Here is a 15,651-nt window from a genome sequence, read left to right as displayed (position 1 = left end):
CCTATGTTTCATTCGATAAATTAGAATGATTTCCCATGACCTTCGAACAGCTCGCCATTTTCGTCGCCGTCGCGGAACGAGAGCATCTGACCAATGCCGCCGAAGCGATCCATCTGACACCGTCTGCCGTCAGTTCCGCGATCAAGAACCTCGAAGCCTATTACGGCGTCGAGCTCTTCCATCGTGTCGGGCGGCGGATTGAGTTGACGGAAACCGGCCGCTCCTTCCTGGGTGAAGCCAAGGCGACGCTTGCGCGCGTGCGCTCGGCAGAACTCATGCTTTCGGAATTGGGCGGGCTGCAGCGCGGCCGGCTGAGCCTCTATGCCAGCCAGACCATCGCCAGCTACTGGCTGCCGCCGTTGCTGATGCGGTTTCATAGCGACTATCCCGGTATCGAACTCGATCTTACGATCGGCAATACGCGAACCGTCACCGAGGCCGTTATCGACGGTGCGGCCGAACTGGGTTTCATCGAGGGCGAAGTGGATGCGCCGGCACTGTCGATGAAGATCGTTGCACAGGATGCGCTCGTCATCGTCGTGCCACCACATCATCCCTGGGCTGATGGTCGACGATTGACGGCGGCCGATCTTGCTACGGGCACCTCCTGGGTGATGCGGGAGGAGGGCTCGGGCACGCGCTCCGAATTCGAAAATGCGGTTGCCAAGCTCGGGGCTTCACCACGAGACCTCGACGTGGCGCTGGTCCTTCCCTCGAATGAGGCAGTGCTCTCCGCAGTCTGCAGCGGGCAAAGTGCTGCGGCTATTTCCAGCGCTGCAGCGAGAGCCTATCTCGGGCAGGGGCTGCTGGTTCAGGCGGCATTCGATCTGCCCGCCCGGAGCTTCCGGTTGCTGCGCCACAAGGAGCGCCATGCGAGCAAAGCGGCGCTGACTCTGGAAGCCATGTGCAAGGGCTGAGTGCCCGATTTGACGGTCCTGCTACCGTCGCTCGCCCCGTTGCCGGTTGGCGATGACGAGCTCGATCTCGTTGCGCTCCAGCATGGCGTAAATATCGGCCGGTGGCGTGTCGTCGGTGACGAGCACGTCGTAGGTTGCGGGGTCGCTCAGCACGATCGGCGCGCTGCGGCCGAACTTGGCGCTGTCGGCGACGACGATGCGGTTTTCGGCGCGGCTTGCCGCTTCCCGTGAATACTCCGCTTCTTCCAGATCGTGCAGCATGAAGCCGGAGGCGGCGTTGATGGCGCCAACTGAGAGAATGGCATGGCGCACGTTGAAGCGGCGCAGGAAATTGGCGGCTTCCATGCCGAAGGTGCCGCCATCATGCCCGCGCAGTTCGCCGCCGGCGAAGAAGACGCGATTGCCGTTGCGGGTGGCGAGCGCATGGGCGACGGCGACGGCATTGGTGACGACGAAGAGGTTCTGATGCTTCTGCAGGGCGACGGCGATGAAGGCGGTGGTCGAGCCGACATCGAGGAAGAGCGCATCGCCATCCTCGATCATCGCGGCGACGGCGGCGGCGATCATCCGCTTGGCTTCCGCATTCTCGTTCATGCGCAGGTGCAGCGGCGGTTCGTTCATCGAGTCCTTGATATGGACCCCGCCGTGAACCTTCGTCACAAGCCCGTTTGCCTCGAGGCTGCGGATGTTGCGGCGGATGGTTTCCTCGGAAACGCCGAGCCGTTCGGCCAGGAACTGGATGCGGCTTGCGCCGCCGGCCAAGCGCAGCTCTTCCAGTATTTCGCGCTCGCGGTGATTGGAGTGAAGTGGTGGCTGGGATGTGCCCGACATGGTTCCTGATCCTATTGAGGGTATTGATCCCAAACTTGTATGGCTTTCGACTGGCTGGTTCCGTTGCTGCCGGAGACCTTGATGCACGCAACCTTCATCTGGTTGCCTCGCGCCTGAGTTTTTAAGACAAATCTCACCTACGGTGAAGCACAGTCTTTAGGATATCCATAGCTCATCCTATTGGAGATGGCTGCTCGATTCCAACAAAAAGCCAAATATTCGTTTCATTTTGTGGGTCAATTCTTGACAGCTTTACGTTTGTGGGGAACCTTCCACATCAGAAGGATGCTCAGCAGCAGGACCGGAGGGGGGAATGACTGCGACGGCGGAAAACAGGATACATTCTCTCAGCATCTGGCGCGGGCCGATCGACATCGAACCGCTGGTGGGCGGCATTACCAATCGCAACTATCTGGTCGGCAATGATGGTCGCCGCTTCGTCGTGCGGCTGGGGTCGGACATTCCCGCTCACCATATCAGCCGTACCAATGAGGTGGCCGCAAGCAGGGCCGCCCATGCAGCCGGTCTTTCGCCTGCTGTGATCCATCACGAGCCCGGCATACTGGTGCTGGACTATATCGACGCAAGGCCGCTATCGGCCGATGATATAAGAAATCCAGCCATGATGAGCCGGGTCGTGCCGCTCGTCCGATCCTGTCATCGGGAAGTCGCCAGGCACTTTCGCGGACCGGCGGCGATCTTCTGGGTCTTTCATGTGGTCAGGGATTATGCGGCTCTCCTGGAGGCTGGCGGCAGTCGCCACAAGCCGTTGCTGCATTCCTTTCTCGAGATCGCCGACCGGCTCGAACGCGAAGCCGGTCCCTTCGAGATCGCTTTCGGCCATAACGACCTGCTGGCAGCGAATTTCCTCAATGACGGCAAGCGGCTTTGGCTGATCGATTGGGATTATGCCGGCTTCAACACGCCGCTTTTCGATCTTGGCGGCCTTGCCTCCAACAATGAATTTTCCGAGGCGCAGGAAGAGGCAATGCTGGAGGCTTACTATGAGGCTCCCGTCAGCGACGATCTGCGCCGGCGCTATCGGGCGATGAAATGCGCCTCGCTCCTGCGCGAGACGATGTGGAGCATGGTTTCGGAAATCCATTCCGACATCGAATTCGATTATTCTTCCTATACAGCTGAAAATCTCAGGCGCTTTGAGAACGCCTGGCAGGATTTTCGCAAGTCTTGAGGTGACACGATGAAGGACCTGCCTGCTACCGCAAAGACCGTCGTCATCGGCGGCGGCATCATCGGCTGCTCGACCGCCTACCATCTCGGCAAGCTCGGCTTCACCGATACCGTGCTTCTGGAGCGCAAGAAGCTGACCTCGGGGACCACATTCCATGCCGCCGGTCTCGTCGGCCAGTTGCGCACCAGCGCAAATATCACGCAGATGCTCGGCTACTCCGTCGATCTTTACAAGAAGCTCGAGGCGGAGACAGGACTTGCCACCGGCTGGAAGATGAATGGCGGCTTGCGTCTCGCCTGTAACGAGGAGCGCTGGACGGAGGTGAAGCGGCAGGCGACGACGGCGCAGTCCTTTGGCCTGCAAATGCATCTGTTGACGCCCAAGGAGGCTTTCGATCTCTGGCCGCTGATGGATGTCGACGATCTCGTCGGCGCTGCCTTCTTGCCGACCGATGGCCAGGCCAATCCTTCCGACATCACCCAGGCGCTGGCGAAAGGCGCCCGCATGAGCGGCGTCTCGATCTTCGAGGATACCGAGGTTCTCGACCTGGAGATCGACAAGGGCCGGATCCGCGCCGTCATTACGGAGAGAGGCCGCATCGAATGCGAGCGCGTCGTCGTCTGCGCCGGGCAGTGGACGCGGAGCTTCGCCGCCCGCTTCGGCGTCAACGTGCCACTCGTCTCGGTCGAGCATCAATATCTCATCACCGAATCCTTCGGCGTGCCCTCCAACCTGCCGACGCTGCGCGATCCCGACCGGCTGACCTATTACAAGGAAGAGGTCGGCGGGTTGGTCATGGGCGGCTATGAGCCGAACCCGATCCCGTGGGCGCTCGACGGCATCCCTAGGGATTTCCATTACACGCTGCTCGACAGCAATTTCGATCATTTCGAGCAAATCATGGAACAGGCGCTGGTGCGCGTGCCGGCGCTGCAGACGGCCGGCGTCAAGCAGCTGCTTTGCGGGCCGGAGAGCTTTACGCCCGACGGCAATTTCATTCTCGGCGAGGCGCCGGAGCTGAGGAATTTCTTCGTCGGCGCCGGCTTCAACGCCTTCGGCATTGCTTCTGCCGGCGGGGCGGGCATGGCGCTCGCCGAATGGGTCGCCAAGGGCGAGCCGCCTTACGATCTCTGGCCGGTCGATATCAGGCGCTTCGGCCGCCCGCATTTCGACACCGACTGGGTGCGTATCCGCACGCTGGAGGCCTATGGCAAGCACTACACCATGGCCTGGCCCTTCGAGGAGCATTCCAGCGGCCGTCCCTGCCGCAAGTCGCCGCTCTACGACCGGCTGAAGGCACAGGGTGCCTGCTTCGGCGAAAAGCTCGGCTGGGAGCGGCCGAACTGGTTTGCCGATCTCTTCGCTGGCGAGGAGCCGAAGGATATCTACACCTATGGCCGTCAGAACTGGTTCGATGCTGTCGGCCGGGAACATAAGGCCGTGCGCGAATCGGCCGTCATTTTCGACCAGACTTCCTTCGCGAAATTCGTGCTGAAGGGCAGGGATGCCGAGGCAGCGATTTCGTGGATTGCTTCCAATGACGTCGCCAAGCCTGTCGGCGCCCTGACCTATACCCAGATGCTGAACGACCGCGGCGGCATCGAATGTGACGTCACCGTCGCCCGCGTCGCCGAGAACGAATTCTACATCACCACGGGCACCGGCTTTGCCACGCATGACTTCGATTGGATCGCCCGCAATATTCCGTCCGAAATGCATGCCGAGCTGGTGGATGTGACCTCCGCCTATTCCGTGCTGTCGCTGATGGGACCGAAATCGCGCGAGATATTGCAGGCCGTGACCTCCGCTGACGTTTCGAACGCCGCATTCCCCTTCGGCAAGGTGAAGACCGTCGGCATCGCCGGCTGCCCTGTCAGGGCGCTGCGCATCACCTATGTCGGCGAACTCGGCTATGAGCTGCATGTGCCGGTAGAATATGCCGCCACCGTCTATGACGTACTGATGGCCGCCGGCCGCGAACATGGCCTCGTCAATGCCGGCTATCGCGCCATCGAGAGCTGCCGACTGGAGAAGGGCTATCGTGCCTGGGGTTCGGATATCGGGCCGGACCATACGCCGGTCGAGGCCGGGCTTGCCTGGGCGGTGAAAACGAAGAAGGACATTGCATTCCGTGGCCGGGAGGCAATCGAGCGTCAGCTAGCCTCCGGCGTCAAGAAGATGCTGGCCTGCTTCGTGCCCGACGATCCTGAAACCGTGCTTCTCGGCCGCGAAACGATCTATCGCGACGGCCAGCGCGTCGGCTGGCTGTCGAGCGGCGGCTATGGCTACACGATCGGCAAGGCGATCGGCTATGGCTATGTCCGCGATCCCAATGGTGTAACGGAGGACTTCGTGCTGTCAGGCCGCTATGAGCTCGATGTCGCGCAGAGCCGTGTCCCGTGTCGGGTGTCGCTGAAACCGCTCTATGATCCGCAGATGGCGCGGATCAAGGGGTGATTGGGGCCAGGGTGGTGTTGGGCAGCATAAATTCGCCTATGGCCATATAAAGTAGTGCATAATATTCTATTATGATCGTTTCAGTGGAAAACAAAGATCGCGCGAGTATTGACTCCGCCCCCTGGCTTTACAACCATGGAGGTAGGGCGGAGATTGGTTAATGGAAACGTTAAAATACGAGTTAGTTTACGATGGCGGAACAGCATCTGAGAGTCGTTTACCTGCTCACAGCGGAGCTACTTCCCTCGAAGGGATGACATGGACTTTCGCACTAATAAGCCACTACGCCGCAACTGGTAAAATTCGCACTCGCGGCGAGCTATCGCCTGATATCCGTATCTACCTGGCACCTTCACGCCAAGGTAGTTACATACAGGAGCTTTGGGTTTTTCTAACGGAACCAAATAGCTTGTTTTTAACCTCTGTTGCGGGAAGTTATATTGCCGGCACTGCCAGCCAAGCCGTTAATAGCCTAGTAACGAGCACAATAAGACAGGTGTGCGGGCTAACCGTGACCCTTTTAAAACGGGAAGAAGATACATTGAATCTCCTTCCTTCAGGTGACAGGGAAGCTTTGATCGACAAGATTGAGCCCTCTATGCGGCGTGCCCATTCCGTTATAGGAGACGGCGCCACTACATTAGAGCTAAAGCAGGAGCGTAAGTCTCTTTTGCAACTCGATCAAGTAACCAAAGATTATGTTAACGCCGATTTCTTAACCGACGAAACTCTGATGGTAGTTAGCGTTGGAGCATACAACGCTAACTCTGGTAACGGGAGTGCTTATCTGCCAGATGTAGGTAAGACAGTGCGCTTCTATGCACCCAAAGGCTTAGATTCTGATACATATGCCGCCTTGAGCTACAGTCTGGACAAATATGTTAATAGGCTGCCTAGCGAAATTCAGATTGCCTGCGTGCCCACAATTTCCCTAGATAGTAGATACAAGCGGTTGAGAATCGTTAGAGCATTTAAGACGATCTTGCGGACTTGAAGCCACGCCACCTCCCGAAAACTGTGATTCCCTGCTGCAGTCACCGCCATTTTCTTGACACGCCGGCTCTTTCATCCTCAATCGACATGCTGACAACAGACGGAGGCCGGAAACGATGGCGGAAGCGAACATCAAGCTTGAGGAAAGCTGGAAAGAGGCGCTGTCTCCGGAGTTCGAAAGTCCTTACATGCAGCAGCTCAAGGCTTTTCTCGTCGAGGAGAAGCAGCGCGGCAAGGTGATCTTTCCGCGCGGGAGCGAATATTTCCGGGCGCTGGATCTGACGCCACTTGACGAGGTGCAGGTCGTCATCCTCGGGCAGGATCCTTATCACGGTTTCGGGCAGGCGCATGGGCTCTGCTTCAGCGTGCGTCCCGGCGTGCGCATCCCTCCGTCGCTGGTCAACATCTACAAGGAGCTGGAGACCGATCTCGGCATTCCGCCGGCCCGCCACGGTTTTCTCGAAAGCTGGGCGAAGCAGGGCGTGCTTCTGCTCAACAGCGTGCTGACGGTCGAGGAATCGCAAGCCGCGTCGCATCAGGGCAAAGGCTGGGAGCGTTTCACCGACGCCGTCATCCGCCAGGTGAACGACGAATGCGACGGCGTCGTCTTCATGCTCTGGGGCTCCTACGCGCAGAAGAAGGCCGCCTTTGTCGATACCGAGCGCCATCTGGTGCTGAAGGCGGCGCATCCGTCGCCGCTGTCGGCCCATAATGGCTTCCTCGGCTGCCGGCATTTCTCCAAAGCCAATGCCTATCTCTCCGAACACGGCAGAGATCCGATCGACTGGGCACTGCCGAGCAATCCGGATGCTCAGTAAGGCGCCTGGTCCCAGGGGTTGACGATTGAAGCGCCGGTGTCGTCGAAATCGCCGATGTTGCGAGTGACGACCATGAGGTCATGAACGATCGCCGTTGCCGCGATGAGCCCATCGGCGTCTCCACGCGGTCGCTGTGCCGCGATACGTCCCCATTCGACCGCAATCTGATCGGTGATGGGAAGAATGCGATTGCGATGGTCGTGCCGGAGCTTGCGCAACCATTCCTCCAGATGTGCTGCGGTACGCAGGTCTGATTTTTGCTTGAGCGCAATCCCGCGCATGATCTCTCCAAGTGTGATGACACTCAGATAGATAGTGGAGGGATCGACCGAGCGCAGCCACGTAATCGCTTGGGAATTACCGCGCCGGATTTCCGAGACGACATTGGTGTCGACCAGATACATCAGAAAAGGACATCCCGGCTTGGCGTTTTATCTCGTTTAGATACGGCCTCGGCCATTTCATCGTCCCAAGCCGGCCCTGACAGCAAATCATCGGCAAGGCTTGGTTTGCCAGCCAGAAGTGCATCGTAGTCTTCGGCAGACAGAACGACCGCCGCGGGCTCGCCGCGCAAGGTGACGATTTGCGGGCCTTCGCTGCGTGCTTTCTGTACGACTTTTGAAAACTGGTTCTTTGCATCCTGCAATGGCCAATTCATCGAGACCTCACTAGCTAGACTGTCTAGCTTAAACTAATGTTGTCCCTGTTTGGAATCAAGAGATGAGAGCGATGCTGCATCAAGGTGAACGATCTGAATTTATCGTTCACTGATTGAAGACAATCCGTTTGGCTATTCGGGGCTATCGAAACGAGGCCCACAAGACCATCTTCCGCCCATGAGAAACGCCTGTCGGTGCAGGCGAGCAAAGGGGTTTAAGATGCTTAACCAGATCAAAGGTCTTCACCACGTTACCTCGATGGCGGAAGACGCCCGGACCAACAACAAGTTCTTCACGGATACGCTCGGCCTGCGCCGCGTCAAGAAGACCGTCAACTTCGACGCGCCCGATGTCTATCACCTCTACTATGGTGACGAGATCGGCACGCCCGGCACGATCATGACCTATTTCCCGTTCCCGAAGATGGCACGCGGCCGTCCGGGCACTGGTGAAGTCGGCAATACGGTCTACTCCGTTCCGGAAGGCTCCATCGGCTACTGGACCGAGCGGCTCGGTCAGCGCGGTGTCGAAGGCCTGAAGGCCGATGAATCTTTCGGCCAGAAGCGCCTGCATTTTTCCGGCCCGGATGGCGATGGCTTTGCGCTTGTCGAGGTGAAGGACGACAACCGTCTGCCCTGGACCCATAACGGCGTCGATGCCGAGCATGCCATCCGCGGCTTCCATTCCGTCGCCATGCGGCTGCGGGACGAGGGCGCTACGGCCGAGCTGCTGAAGTATATGGGCTACGAGGTCGTCGACACGCATGAAGGCGTCAAGCGGCTTGCCATTCCCGGCGGCAACGGCGCCGACTATGTCGACCTCGAAACCATGCCGAACATCAACCGCGCGCTTCCGGGCGCCGGCTCCGTCCACCATGTCGCCTTCGCCGTCGAGAACCGCGCGAAGCAGCTCGAAGTGCGCAAGGCGCTGATGGACACGGGCTATCAGGTGACGCCGGTTATCGACCGCGATTACTTCTGGGCGATCTACTTCCGTACGCCAGGCGGCGTGCTGTTCGAAGTCGCCACCAACGAACCCGGTTTCAACCGTGACGAGGATACGGCCCACCTCGGCGAGGCGCTGAAACTGCCGGAACAGCATGCGCATCTGCGCGGTCTGATCGAGCAGCATCTCGAACCGCTGGAAGGCTAATCCAGGAGAGAAATCATGACCGATACGACTTATGTGCACCGGCTGCGTGCCGGTGCATCCGGGAAGCCGATCTTCTTCACCTTCCATGGCACCGGCGGCGATGAGAACCAGTTTTTCGATTTCGCGAGCCGCCTGCTACCGGATGCAACTATCGTCTCGCCGCGCGGCGATGTCTCCGAATATGGCGCGGCGCGTTTCTTCCGCCGTATGGGTGAGGGGGTCTACGACATGGCCGATCTTGCCCGTGCCACGGAAAAGATGGCGAGCTATGTCTCGGAACTGGCGGCTGAGCACGGTGCGTCGCAGGTGCTTGGCCTTGGCTTCTCCAACGGCGCCAATATTCTTGCCAACGTGCTGATCGAGCATGGCGATCTCTTTGATGCGGCCGTGCTGATGCACCCGCTGATCCCGTTCCAGCCCAAGGATAATTCAAGGCTGGAAGGGAAGCGCGTGCTGATCACGACAGGCGAGCGTGACCCGATCGCGCCGGCTCCGGTGACCAAGGCGCTGGCCGATTATTTCGCGCGGCAGAGTGCCGACGTCACGCTCGAATGGCATCCGGGCGGCCACGACATCAGGCCGAATGAGATCGAGGCAATCCGCGGTTTCCTTGCGCCTTACGCCTAGAACCTGCGAAAAAACGGGCCGCGTGGCAGAAGACCTCTGATGCGCGGCCTGCTATTTGCCGATTAGACCTGCCATCGCTTTTGCTTGCGAGGCGGCTGCGAGTTTTCCCCGCTGGTCGACATAATCGGTTCCGCAGAAGCGGTTGAGATTGGCAAAATCCATGCTGTCTGGTTGGGCATGCCTTGCTTCGGCAATGACCATGCGCCAGGCGCAACCGAGCATCTTGTCAGGCTGGATTGCCTGATCGCAGCCTGTGCTCAGGCATAGAGCGACATGTTTCTGCGCTCGGTATCCACCTGCTATGGCTTCCTCGTAATCGGCCTTCCAGCTATCGCGGGTATGCTCGCAGCGGGCCGGATTGCTGCTCTGGCTGCATTGCACGGTCTTGTCGACATAGGTTTGCGCCGGCGGCCACATCGGGCCGTCGACCAGACTGACGCAGCCGCAGGCAAACAAAGTGGCTGACAGCAGGCGCAACTGATTCTCCTTCGACGCAGACCGCCAGAACCGTAGAGCGATCACAAATATGTTCAAGATCAATATGATCCAGCCAATACCAATGGGTAGGTAGGCGTCTCCCGGTTGCCAGCCGGAAGGGGCGTGGCCTTCCTGCAACCCTTGTCATCTTCCGGTATCCGCGACACGCAACGGCGCAAGCTTTGCTTGTGGGCGCCATTGCCGCCGGCTAATGCTCTGCCGCTACGGGGTGGAGGATTCGTCGTGACGCTGGCGGAACAGCAGCAGTACAGGCTCGGCGTGATTTACGTGGCGCTCTCAGCGCTCGCCTGGTCGACGTCCGGCCTGTTCGTGCGCGCAATCCATGCCGATCTGATGACCATTCTGTTTTGCCGTGGAATCGTCTCCGGCTTTGGCGTCTTCGCGCTATTTTTCTATATCGAGCGCCGCAACGCCTTTCGCATATTGCGTTCCATGCGCGGCCCGTCGCTGGCGGCGACGATCTTTTCCACCGCATCCATGATCAGCGGTATCGGTTCGATTTATTATACCTCGGTTGCGGATGCCATGGTCATTTATGCGACCGTGCCTTTCGTCACGGCCGGCGTCGCCTTTCTTTTCATCGGCGAGCGCCCCAATATGAGGACGCTGATTGCCAGCGGCGTCGCCTTCATTGGCGTGCTCGTCATGCTTTCCGGGCATGGGAGCGATGGCGGCAGTTGGCTCGGCAAGGGACTCGCCGCCATCATGACACTGACGGTCGCCGCCCTTGCGGTGGTCATGCGCCAACATCGCAACGTGCCGATGCTGCCCGCAATGGCGCTTTCCGCCTGGCTCTGCTCCTTCGTGACCTTCTGGTTCGCCTCGCCGCTTTCGATCTCCGGCCAGGATCTCGGTCTGATCATCGCTTTCGGCATCATCCAGAATGCCATGGGCCTAAGCCTCTACACCTTCGGTTCGCGGCTGGTGCCGGCCTCGGATGCCGCCCTGCTGACTGCGCTCGAAGTGCCGCTGACGCCGCTGTGGGTCTGGATGATCTTTGCCGAGCGCCCTTCGACGGCGACGCTCATCGGCGGGCCGATCGTGCTTGCTGCGCTTTTCGGACATATCCTGTTGGAAGTACGGCGAAATCGGGTAGTGACATCGACACGGACGCACTGACCGTCTTGCCCCTTTCATCTCAAAATGCTGAAATCGGCTTAGTCATCAGGAGTCGGAATCGATGAAAAAGGTCTTCAATCCCGCATCTGTCCGCCGCCCTTTCGGCAATTACAATCACGGTCTGCTGGTGCCGCCGGGTGCCAGCCTTCTCGTCACCTCAGGCCAGCTCGGAATCGGTCTCGACGACCGCATCCCGCATGACGTCACGGCCCAGGCCGAACTATGTTTCCAAGCGATCAATGCCATCCTCGATGAGGCCGGCATGAGCTTTGCCGATGTCATCCGCATTGCCGGATTCGTCACCACGCGCGAGGATTTTCCTGCGTATATGGCCGTGCGCGACCGCTATATTCAGGATCCCAAACCGGTTTCTACATTGCTGATCGTTGGCGGGTTTACCCGCTCCGAATTTCTGGTCGAGGTCGAGGTCACGGCGGCGAAGGTGATGTGATGACGATCGGTCATCCCGAGCGTCCGGCCGATCCGTCGATCCCCCGCATTCTGGGGCTTTACGAGACCCATCTGACGGTCGCCGACCTCCAGCGCTCGATCGCATTCTATCGTGACATCTTGAAGCTGGAGTTTGCAACCATCATCGAGAGCAGGAATGTTGCCTTCCTTTGGATCGACGATAAGCGGATGGGTATGCTCGGTCTTTGGGAAACGGGCAGCTCTCCCCTCAAGATGCGCCTCCATATTGCGTTCAGAACCTCTCTCGCTGATGTACTCGGCTGCGCTGCTGCATTGAAGGCTCATGGCATTCAGCCGAAGGGTTTCCATGGCGAACCGCTTGATGAGCCGGTCGTCGCCGGTTGGATGCCGGCCGTCTCGCAATATTTCTCAGATCCAGACGGGCATTCGATTGAGTTCATCCATGTGCTTGAAGAGGCGGCCGATCCGGGTTTCGGCGTGAAGCCCTATTCGCAATGGCTGTCGCGGCCGAAACCGGCGGCTTGATCGATACTGACCCAACCTCTCTCACAGCCGCCTTTTCGTCGAGCTCCTGATGGTCTATGCGGAGGAGACATGAGTGATACGGTCAATTCCAGGCCGTACAGAGGCATGGAAGACGAGCATGACACAAAATATCTACGACGATCCGGGTTTCTTCGAAGGCTATAGCCGCCTGCAACGATCCGTAGACGGGCTGGCGGGTGCCGCCGAATGGCCGGCCATCCGCGCCTTGATGCCTGACCTGAAGGGTCTCGATATCGCCGATCTCGGCTGCGGTTTCGGCTGGTTCTGCCGTTGGGCGGCCGAGCAGGGGGCCGCCAGCGTATTGGGGCTCGATGTCTCGGAAAAAATGCTGGAACGTGCGCGTGCGGAAACGGCGGATGCGCGGGTTCGCTACGATCAGGTCGACCTCGAGAAACTTCAGCTTCCGAAAGCGAGCTTCGATCTCGTCTACAGCTCGCTCGCCTTCCACTATATCGAGGGTTTCGCTGGCCTGTTGGCCACGATCCGGCAAGCACTCAAACCGGGTGGCCGGCTGATCTTTTCGATTGAGCATCCGATCTATATGGCGCCGCGGAGACCGGAATGGCTCGATGATGCCGAGGGTGGCAAGGTCTGGCCGCTCAGCGCCTATCAGATCGAAGGGCCGCGAGTGACGAACTGGCTCGCCGAAGGTGTCGTCAAGCAGCATCGCACGATGGGCACGACGCTCAACCTCTTGATCAAGTCCGGTTTCACCATCGCGCATGTCGAAGAATGGTCGCCGAACGATGACGACCTTGCCGCGCATCCCGATTGGGCAATCGAGCGCGAGCGGCCGATGTTTTTGCTGATCTCCACCCGGACCTGAGGGGTTGCTTTAGCATGACGCGGCAGCTTCGAATCCAGCGATCGGTCCATTTTTCTTTTTGTTGATAGATTTTATAGAAAATTAATTGCTCGCGAACGGCCGGTTCTGCAAAATGTCGTTTCTTGAGGCGCATTCTCCGCATCGATAGTGTGCGATGACTGGCGCGAATTAGGGGACAGTGCGATGAACATGAAAACCTCCGTGGCAATCGAGAAGGCGGTACCCGTCGCCGATCCCGATATTGCACGCACCGAGTTTCGCAATGCCATGGCGCGAATGGCAGCAGCCGTGAATATCGTCACGACCAATGGCGCGGCCGGGCTTGCCGGCTTTGCGGCGACCGCTGTCTGCAGCGTCACGGACAGCCCGCCGACCTTGCTTGTCTGCCTCAATCGCGGCGCTTCGGTTCACCCGGCCGTCACGCAAAACGGCGTGCTCTGCGTCAATGTTTTGTCGGAAGCGCATCAGGAGCTGTCGCGGCTCTTCGGCGGCAAGACGCCGGTGGCCGAGCGCTTTGCTGCGGCCGCATGGTCCGAACTCTCGACCGGCGCTCCGGTGCTGGAAGATGCTCTCGTCTCGTTCGATTGTCGCATCGTCCGTCAGGCCGATGGCGGAACGCATGAGATCCTGCTTTGCGAGGTCGATGCTATCCGCCAACGCGACAACGGCCAGGGGCTCATCTATTTCGACCGGGCCTATCATCCTGCTGGTCAGGCTGAATAGGCCTGCTGTCTAAGCCTTTTCCGAAATTATCCACGCTGCCAAGGTCTTCGTCGTCTTGCGGCGAACAGGACTGTTCACGCCAGAAAGTCTTCGATCGCCTTTAAGACCAGAGCAGGGTGCTCGCGGTGCGGCACATGCCCGGTATCCGGCATGATATAGACCGGACCACGCCCGGCGGCGATCCGGCGCGGATGGGCTTCGGAGCCATATTCGTCGCGGTCTCCGTGAATGGCGAGCACCGGGCAATGGAGCTTTTCAAGGGCCGGATCGAGGGTCCATCCGGCTCGCTCCGGGGCGAGCCAGGTGTCGATCCAGGCGTGCAGCACCCAATCGGCCTTGCTGCCGTGATATTTGGCGAGCCGGGCGAAGGTTTCGGCCGATTTGAATTCCTGCTGCGCGATCCGGATGCCCTGCAGGGTCCGCTCCTCCACGAAGGCCTGCGCGGCGATGGTGATGACGGCACGGCAGCGTTCGCCAAACCTTGCCCCCGTCTCCGCCGCCATGCCGCCGCCGACGCTGTGTCCGCAGGCGACGAAGTCCCGAATGGCCAACTGCTCGCAAAGAAGCGACACGAAATGTTCGGCCTCCGATGCAATGAAATCCTGCGTCAGAAGATCGTTGCGGGCATCGGACCGACCGAAGCCCAGCCGATCATAGGCGATGACACGACGACCGAGGGAACGGGCGAGTTGCTCCGGGAAATCCCGCCAGAGCGTGACGCATCCGAGGGAGTCGTGAAACAGGATGATTGGTTGCTGCGACCTCAGGACGATTGGCGTCCATGATTTGGCATAGAGGCGCCCGCCAGGGCTCTCGATCCAATGGTCCGTTTCCGCGATCTCTGCCATTGCTTTAGTAGTTTTCCTGATACCACTCGACAAAGCGGCGCACGCCTTCATCGACTTCGATCTGCGGCTTGAAGCCCGTCAGCGCTACCAAGAGGTCCGGCACGGCATAGGTGTTGTGGACGTCCCCGGGCTGCATCGGCAGCATCTTGCGGATCGCCTTCTTGCCGAGCATCGTCTCGATTGTCTCAACGAAGGTCATCAGCCCGACGGGCTGACCGCCGCCGATATTGACGATGCGGAACGGGGCATTCTTCGAGAGAGTGTCGATGACCGTGTCCGACACGACCCGGTTTTCTTCCGACGGTACGACGCCGATCAGCCTGACGATGCCCTCGACGAGATCGTCGATATAGGTGAAATCACGGCTCATCTTGCCTTCGCCATAGATCTCGATCGGCCTGTCGTTCTTGATGGCGTCGACGAATTTGAACAGGGCCATGTCCGGGCGGCCCCAGGGGCCGTAGACCGTGAAGAAACGGAAGGCTGTCGTCGGTATGTTGAAGAGATGGGCGTAGCTGTGCGCCATCAGCTCCATGCTCTTCTTGGTCGCCGCATAGATCGTCATCTGCTCGTCGGCCTTGTCGCTTTCGGCAAAGGGGATCTTTTCGTTGGCGCCGTAGACGGACGAGGTTGACGCCAAGAGCAGGTGTTTCGGCTGCAAGTTTCTTGCCAGCTCCAGAATGTTGAACGAACCGACGAGGTTGGAATCGACATAGGAACGCGGGTTTTCGAGGCTGTAGCGCACGCCGGCCTGGGCGGCGAGATGGACGATCACATCGGGCTCGGCGAGTTCGGCTGCATGATCCAGGGCGGGCTTGTCCTCCAGCATGCCCGTCACGGCCTTGAAGCCGTTGGAGCGGGCGAGGATGGCGGTGCGCTTTTCCTTGAGCCTGACGTCGTAATAGGGCGTCATGCCGTCGAAGCCGACGACGAAATGACCTTCGTCGAGCAGGCGCTTGGCAAGATGGAATCCGATGAAGCCGGCAGTGCCGGTGATGAGATAACGCATGGTT

General features: G+C 59.4%; 18 protein-coding genes. 12 read left to right on the top strand and 6 right to left on the bottom strand.

From position 1 onward, the window contains the following. Positions 1-35: 35 nt before the first annotated feature. A complete protein-coding gene (locus tag GA0061103_RS14165; protein ID WP_092712117.1) occupies positions 36-917 on the top strand; it encodes a LysR family transcriptional regulator in 882 nt (293 codons plus the stop codon). Between the two features lie 21 nt (positions 918-938). On the opposite strand, the gene GA0061103_RS14160 is transcribed toward GA0061103_RS14165, so the two are convergent. Continuing rightward, entirely contained in the window at positions 939-1,748 is an 810-nt protein-coding gene (locus tag GA0061103_RS14160; RefSeq protein ID WP_092712115.1) for a DeoR/GlpR family DNA-binding transcription regulator, read from the bottom strand. A gap of 313 nt (positions 1,749-2,061) precedes the next feature. On the opposite strand from GA0061103_RS14160, the gene GA0061103_RS14155 reads away from it, so the two are divergent. From GA0061103_RS14155 to ung, 4 genes are all read left to right on the top strand, one after another. Beyond that, positions 2,062-2,940 (top strand): choline/ethanolamine kinase family protein, encoded by an 879-nt coding sequence (locus GA0061103_RS14155; RefSeq protein WP_092712114.1) that lies wholly within the window; start codon positions 2,062-2,064, stop codon positions 2,938-2,940. A gap of 9 nt (positions 2,941-2,949) precedes the next feature. Next, positions 2,950-5,397, top strand: a complete 2,448-nt coding sequence (locus GA0061103_RS14150) for a GcvT family protein (protein ID WP_092712112.1) — start codon at positions 2,950-2,952, stop codon at positions 5,395-5,397. A 160-nt stretch (positions 5,398-5,557) separates the two neighbouring features. Continuing rightward, a complete protein-coding gene (locus GA0061103_RS34755; protein WP_141694432.1) occupies positions 5,558-6,391 on the top strand; it encodes a DUF7946 domain-containing protein in 834 nt (277 codons plus the stop codon). A 115-nt stretch (positions 6,392-6,506) separates the two neighbouring features. Continuing rightward, the gene (gene ung / locus GA0061103_RS14140; RefSeq protein WP_092712108.1) at positions 6,507-7,208 is read left to right on the top strand and encodes a uracil-DNA glycosylase; all 702 of its coding nucleotides are present in this window, start codon (positions 6,507-6,509) and stop codon (positions 7,206-7,208) included. Here ung and GA0061103_RS14135 read toward each other — a convergent pair. Continuing rightward, a complete protein-coding gene (locus GA0061103_RS14135; RefSeq protein WP_092712106.1) occupies positions 7,202-7,612 on the bottom strand; it encodes a type II toxin-antitoxin system VapC family toxin in 411 nt (136 codons plus the stop codon). The genes ung and GA0061103_RS14135 overlap by 7 nt on opposite strands. Then, positions 7,612-7,866, bottom strand: coding sequence for a type II toxin-antitoxin system Phd/YefM family antitoxin (locus tag GA0061103_RS14130; RefSeq protein WP_092712104.1), 255 nt, complete (start codon positions 7,864-7,866; stop codon positions 7,612-7,614). Before GA0061103_RS14130 ends, GA0061103_RS14135 begins: the two co-directional genes overlap by 1 nt. A gap of 220 nt (positions 7,867-8,086) precedes the next feature. Here GA0061103_RS14130 and GA0061103_RS14125 point away from each other — a divergent pair, with 220 nt between their 5' ends. Together GA0061103_RS14125 and GA0061103_RS14120 are read left to right on the top strand one after the other, a co-directional pair. Further along, entirely contained in the window at positions 8,087-9,019 is a 933-nt protein-coding gene (locus tag GA0061103_RS14125; RefSeq protein WP_092712102.1) for a VOC family protein, read from the top strand. Between the two features lie 15 nt (positions 9,020-9,034). Then, entirely contained in the window at positions 9,035-9,646 is a 612-nt protein-coding gene (locus tag GA0061103_RS14120; protein WP_092712100.1) for an alpha/beta hydrolase, read from the top strand. Between the two features lie 51 nt (positions 9,647-9,697). Here GA0061103_RS14120 and GA0061103_RS14115 read toward each other — a convergent pair whose 3' ends face one another. Continuing rightward, complete coding sequence (locus GA0061103_RS14115) at positions 9,698-10,123, bottom strand: hypothetical protein (RefSeq protein WP_092712098.1); 426 nt, start codon at positions 10,121-10,123, stop codon at positions 9,698-9,700. A gap of 243 nt (positions 10,124-10,366) precedes the next feature. Between GA0061103_RS14115 and GA0061103_RS14110 the strand changes: the two genes are divergently transcribed. The 5 genes from GA0061103_RS14110 (at position 10,367) to GA0061103_RS14090 (ending at position 13,790) form a co-directional block, all read left to right on the top strand. Continuing rightward, positions 10,367-11,263 carry a DMT family transporter gene (locus tag GA0061103_RS14110; protein ID WP_092712096.1) on the top strand — a complete coding sequence of 299 codons (897 nt, stop codon included), beginning with the start codon at positions 10,367-10,369 and terminating at the stop codon, positions 11,261-11,263. A 61-nt stretch (positions 11,264-11,324) separates the two neighbouring features. Next, positions 11,325-11,714: a RidA family protein gene (locus GA0061103_RS14105; RefSeq protein WP_092712094.1), complete on the top strand. Its 390-nt coding sequence runs from the start codon at positions 11,325-11,327 to the stop codon at positions 11,712-11,714. Next, a complete protein-coding gene (locus GA0061103_RS14100) occupies positions 11,714-12,220 on the top strand; it encodes a VOC family protein (protein ID WP_092712092.1) in 507 nt (168 codons plus the stop codon). The genes GA0061103_RS14105 and GA0061103_RS14100 overlap by 1 nt, the downstream gene beginning before the upstream one ends. A gap of 118 nt (positions 12,221-12,338) precedes the next feature. Then, entirely contained in the window at positions 12,339-13,067 is a 729-nt protein-coding gene (locus GA0061103_RS14095; RefSeq protein ID WP_092712091.1) for a class I SAM-dependent methyltransferase, read from the top strand. A gap of 183 nt (positions 13,068-13,250) precedes the next feature. Further along, entirely contained in the window at positions 13,251-13,790 is a 540-nt protein-coding gene (locus GA0061103_RS14090) for a flavin reductase (protein WP_092712090.1), read from the top strand. Positions 13,791-13,864: 74 nt separating this feature from the next. On the opposite strand, the gene GA0061103_RS14085 is transcribed toward GA0061103_RS14090, so the two are convergent. Both GA0061103_RS14085 and GA0061103_RS14080 read right to left on the bottom strand, forming a co-directional pair. Beyond that, complete coding sequence (locus GA0061103_RS14085; protein WP_092712089.1) at positions 13,865-14,638, bottom strand: alpha/beta fold hydrolase; 774 nt, start codon at positions 14,636-14,638, stop codon at positions 13,865-13,867. Positions 14,639-14,642: 4 nt separating this feature from the next. Beyond that, positions 14,643-15,647 (bottom strand): NAD-dependent epimerase, encoded by a 1,005-nt coding sequence (locus tag GA0061103_RS14080; protein WP_092712088.1) that lies wholly within the window; start codon positions 15,645-15,647, stop codon positions 14,643-14,645. Between the last annotated feature and the right edge of the window lie 4 nt (positions 15,648-15,651).

This window comes from Martinezella multihospitum (assembly GCF_900094585.1).
GTDB lineage: Bacteria > Pseudomonadota > Alphaproteobacteria > Rhizobiales > Rhizobiaceae > Rhizobium > Rhizobium multihospitium.
Note: the sequence above shows the minus strand (reverse complement) of the source record. Positions and strands in the feature narration are given on the sequence as shown.

Coding starts and splice junctions, on each gene's coding strand:
- GA0061103_RS34755 (WP_141694432.1), top strand. CDS start 5,558: ATGGAAACGTTAAAATACGAGTTAGTTTACGATGGCGGAACAGCATCT.
- GA0061103_RS14100 (WP_092712092.1), top strand. CDS start 11,714: ATGACGATCGGTCATCCCGAGCGTCCGGCCGATCCGTCGATCCCCCGC.
- GA0061103_RS14150 (WP_092712112.1), top strand. CDS start 2,950: ATGAAGGACCTGCCTGCTACCGCAAAGACCGTCGTCATCGGCGGCGGC.
- GA0061103_RS14080 (WP_092712088.1), bottom strand. CDS start 15,647: ATGCGTTATCTCATCACCGGCACTGCCGGCTTCATCGGATTCCATCTT.
- ung (WP_092712108.1), top strand. CDS start 6,507: ATGGCGGAAGCGAACATCAAGCTTGAGGAAAGCTGGAAAGAGGCGCTG.
- GA0061103_RS14120 (WP_092712100.1), top strand. CDS start 9,035: ATGACCGATACGACTTATGTGCACCGGCTGCGTGCCGGTGCATCCGGG.
- GA0061103_RS14125 (WP_092712102.1), top strand. CDS start 8,087: ATGCTTAACCAGATCAAAGGTCTTCACCACGTTACCTCGATGGCGGAA.
- GA0061103_RS14155 (WP_092712114.1), top strand. CDS start 2,062: ATGACTGCGACGGCGGAAAACAGGATACATTCTCTCAGCATCTGGCGC.
- GA0061103_RS14165 (WP_092712117.1), top strand. CDS start 36: ATGACCTTCGAACAGCTCGCCATTTTCGTCGCCGTCGCGGAACGAGAG.
- GA0061103_RS14095 (WP_092712091.1), top strand. CDS start 12,339: ATGACACAAAATATCTACGACGATCCGGGTTTCTTCGAAGGCTATAGC.
- GA0061103_RS14085 (WP_092712089.1), bottom strand. CDS start 14,638: ATGGCAGAGATCGCGGAAACGGACCATTGGATCGAGAGCCCTGGCGGG.
- GA0061103_RS14135 (WP_092712106.1), bottom strand. CDS start 7,612: ATGTATCTGGTCGACACCAATGTCGTCTCGGAAATCCGGCGCGGTAAT.
- GA0061103_RS14090 (WP_092712090.1), top strand. CDS start 13,251: ATGAACATGAAAACCTCCGTGGCAATCGAGAAGGCGGTACCCGTCGCC.
- GA0061103_RS14160 (WP_092712115.1), bottom strand. CDS start 1,748: ATGTCGGGCACATCCCAGCCACCACTTCACTCCAATCACCGCGAGCGC.
- GA0061103_RS14130 (WP_092712104.1), bottom strand. CDS start 7,866: ATGAATTGGCCATTGCAGGATGCAAAGAACCAGTTTTCAAAAGTCGTA.
- GA0061103_RS14105 (WP_092712094.1), top strand. CDS start 11,325: ATGAAAAAGGTCTTCAATCCCGCATCTGTCCGCCGCCCTTTCGGCAAT.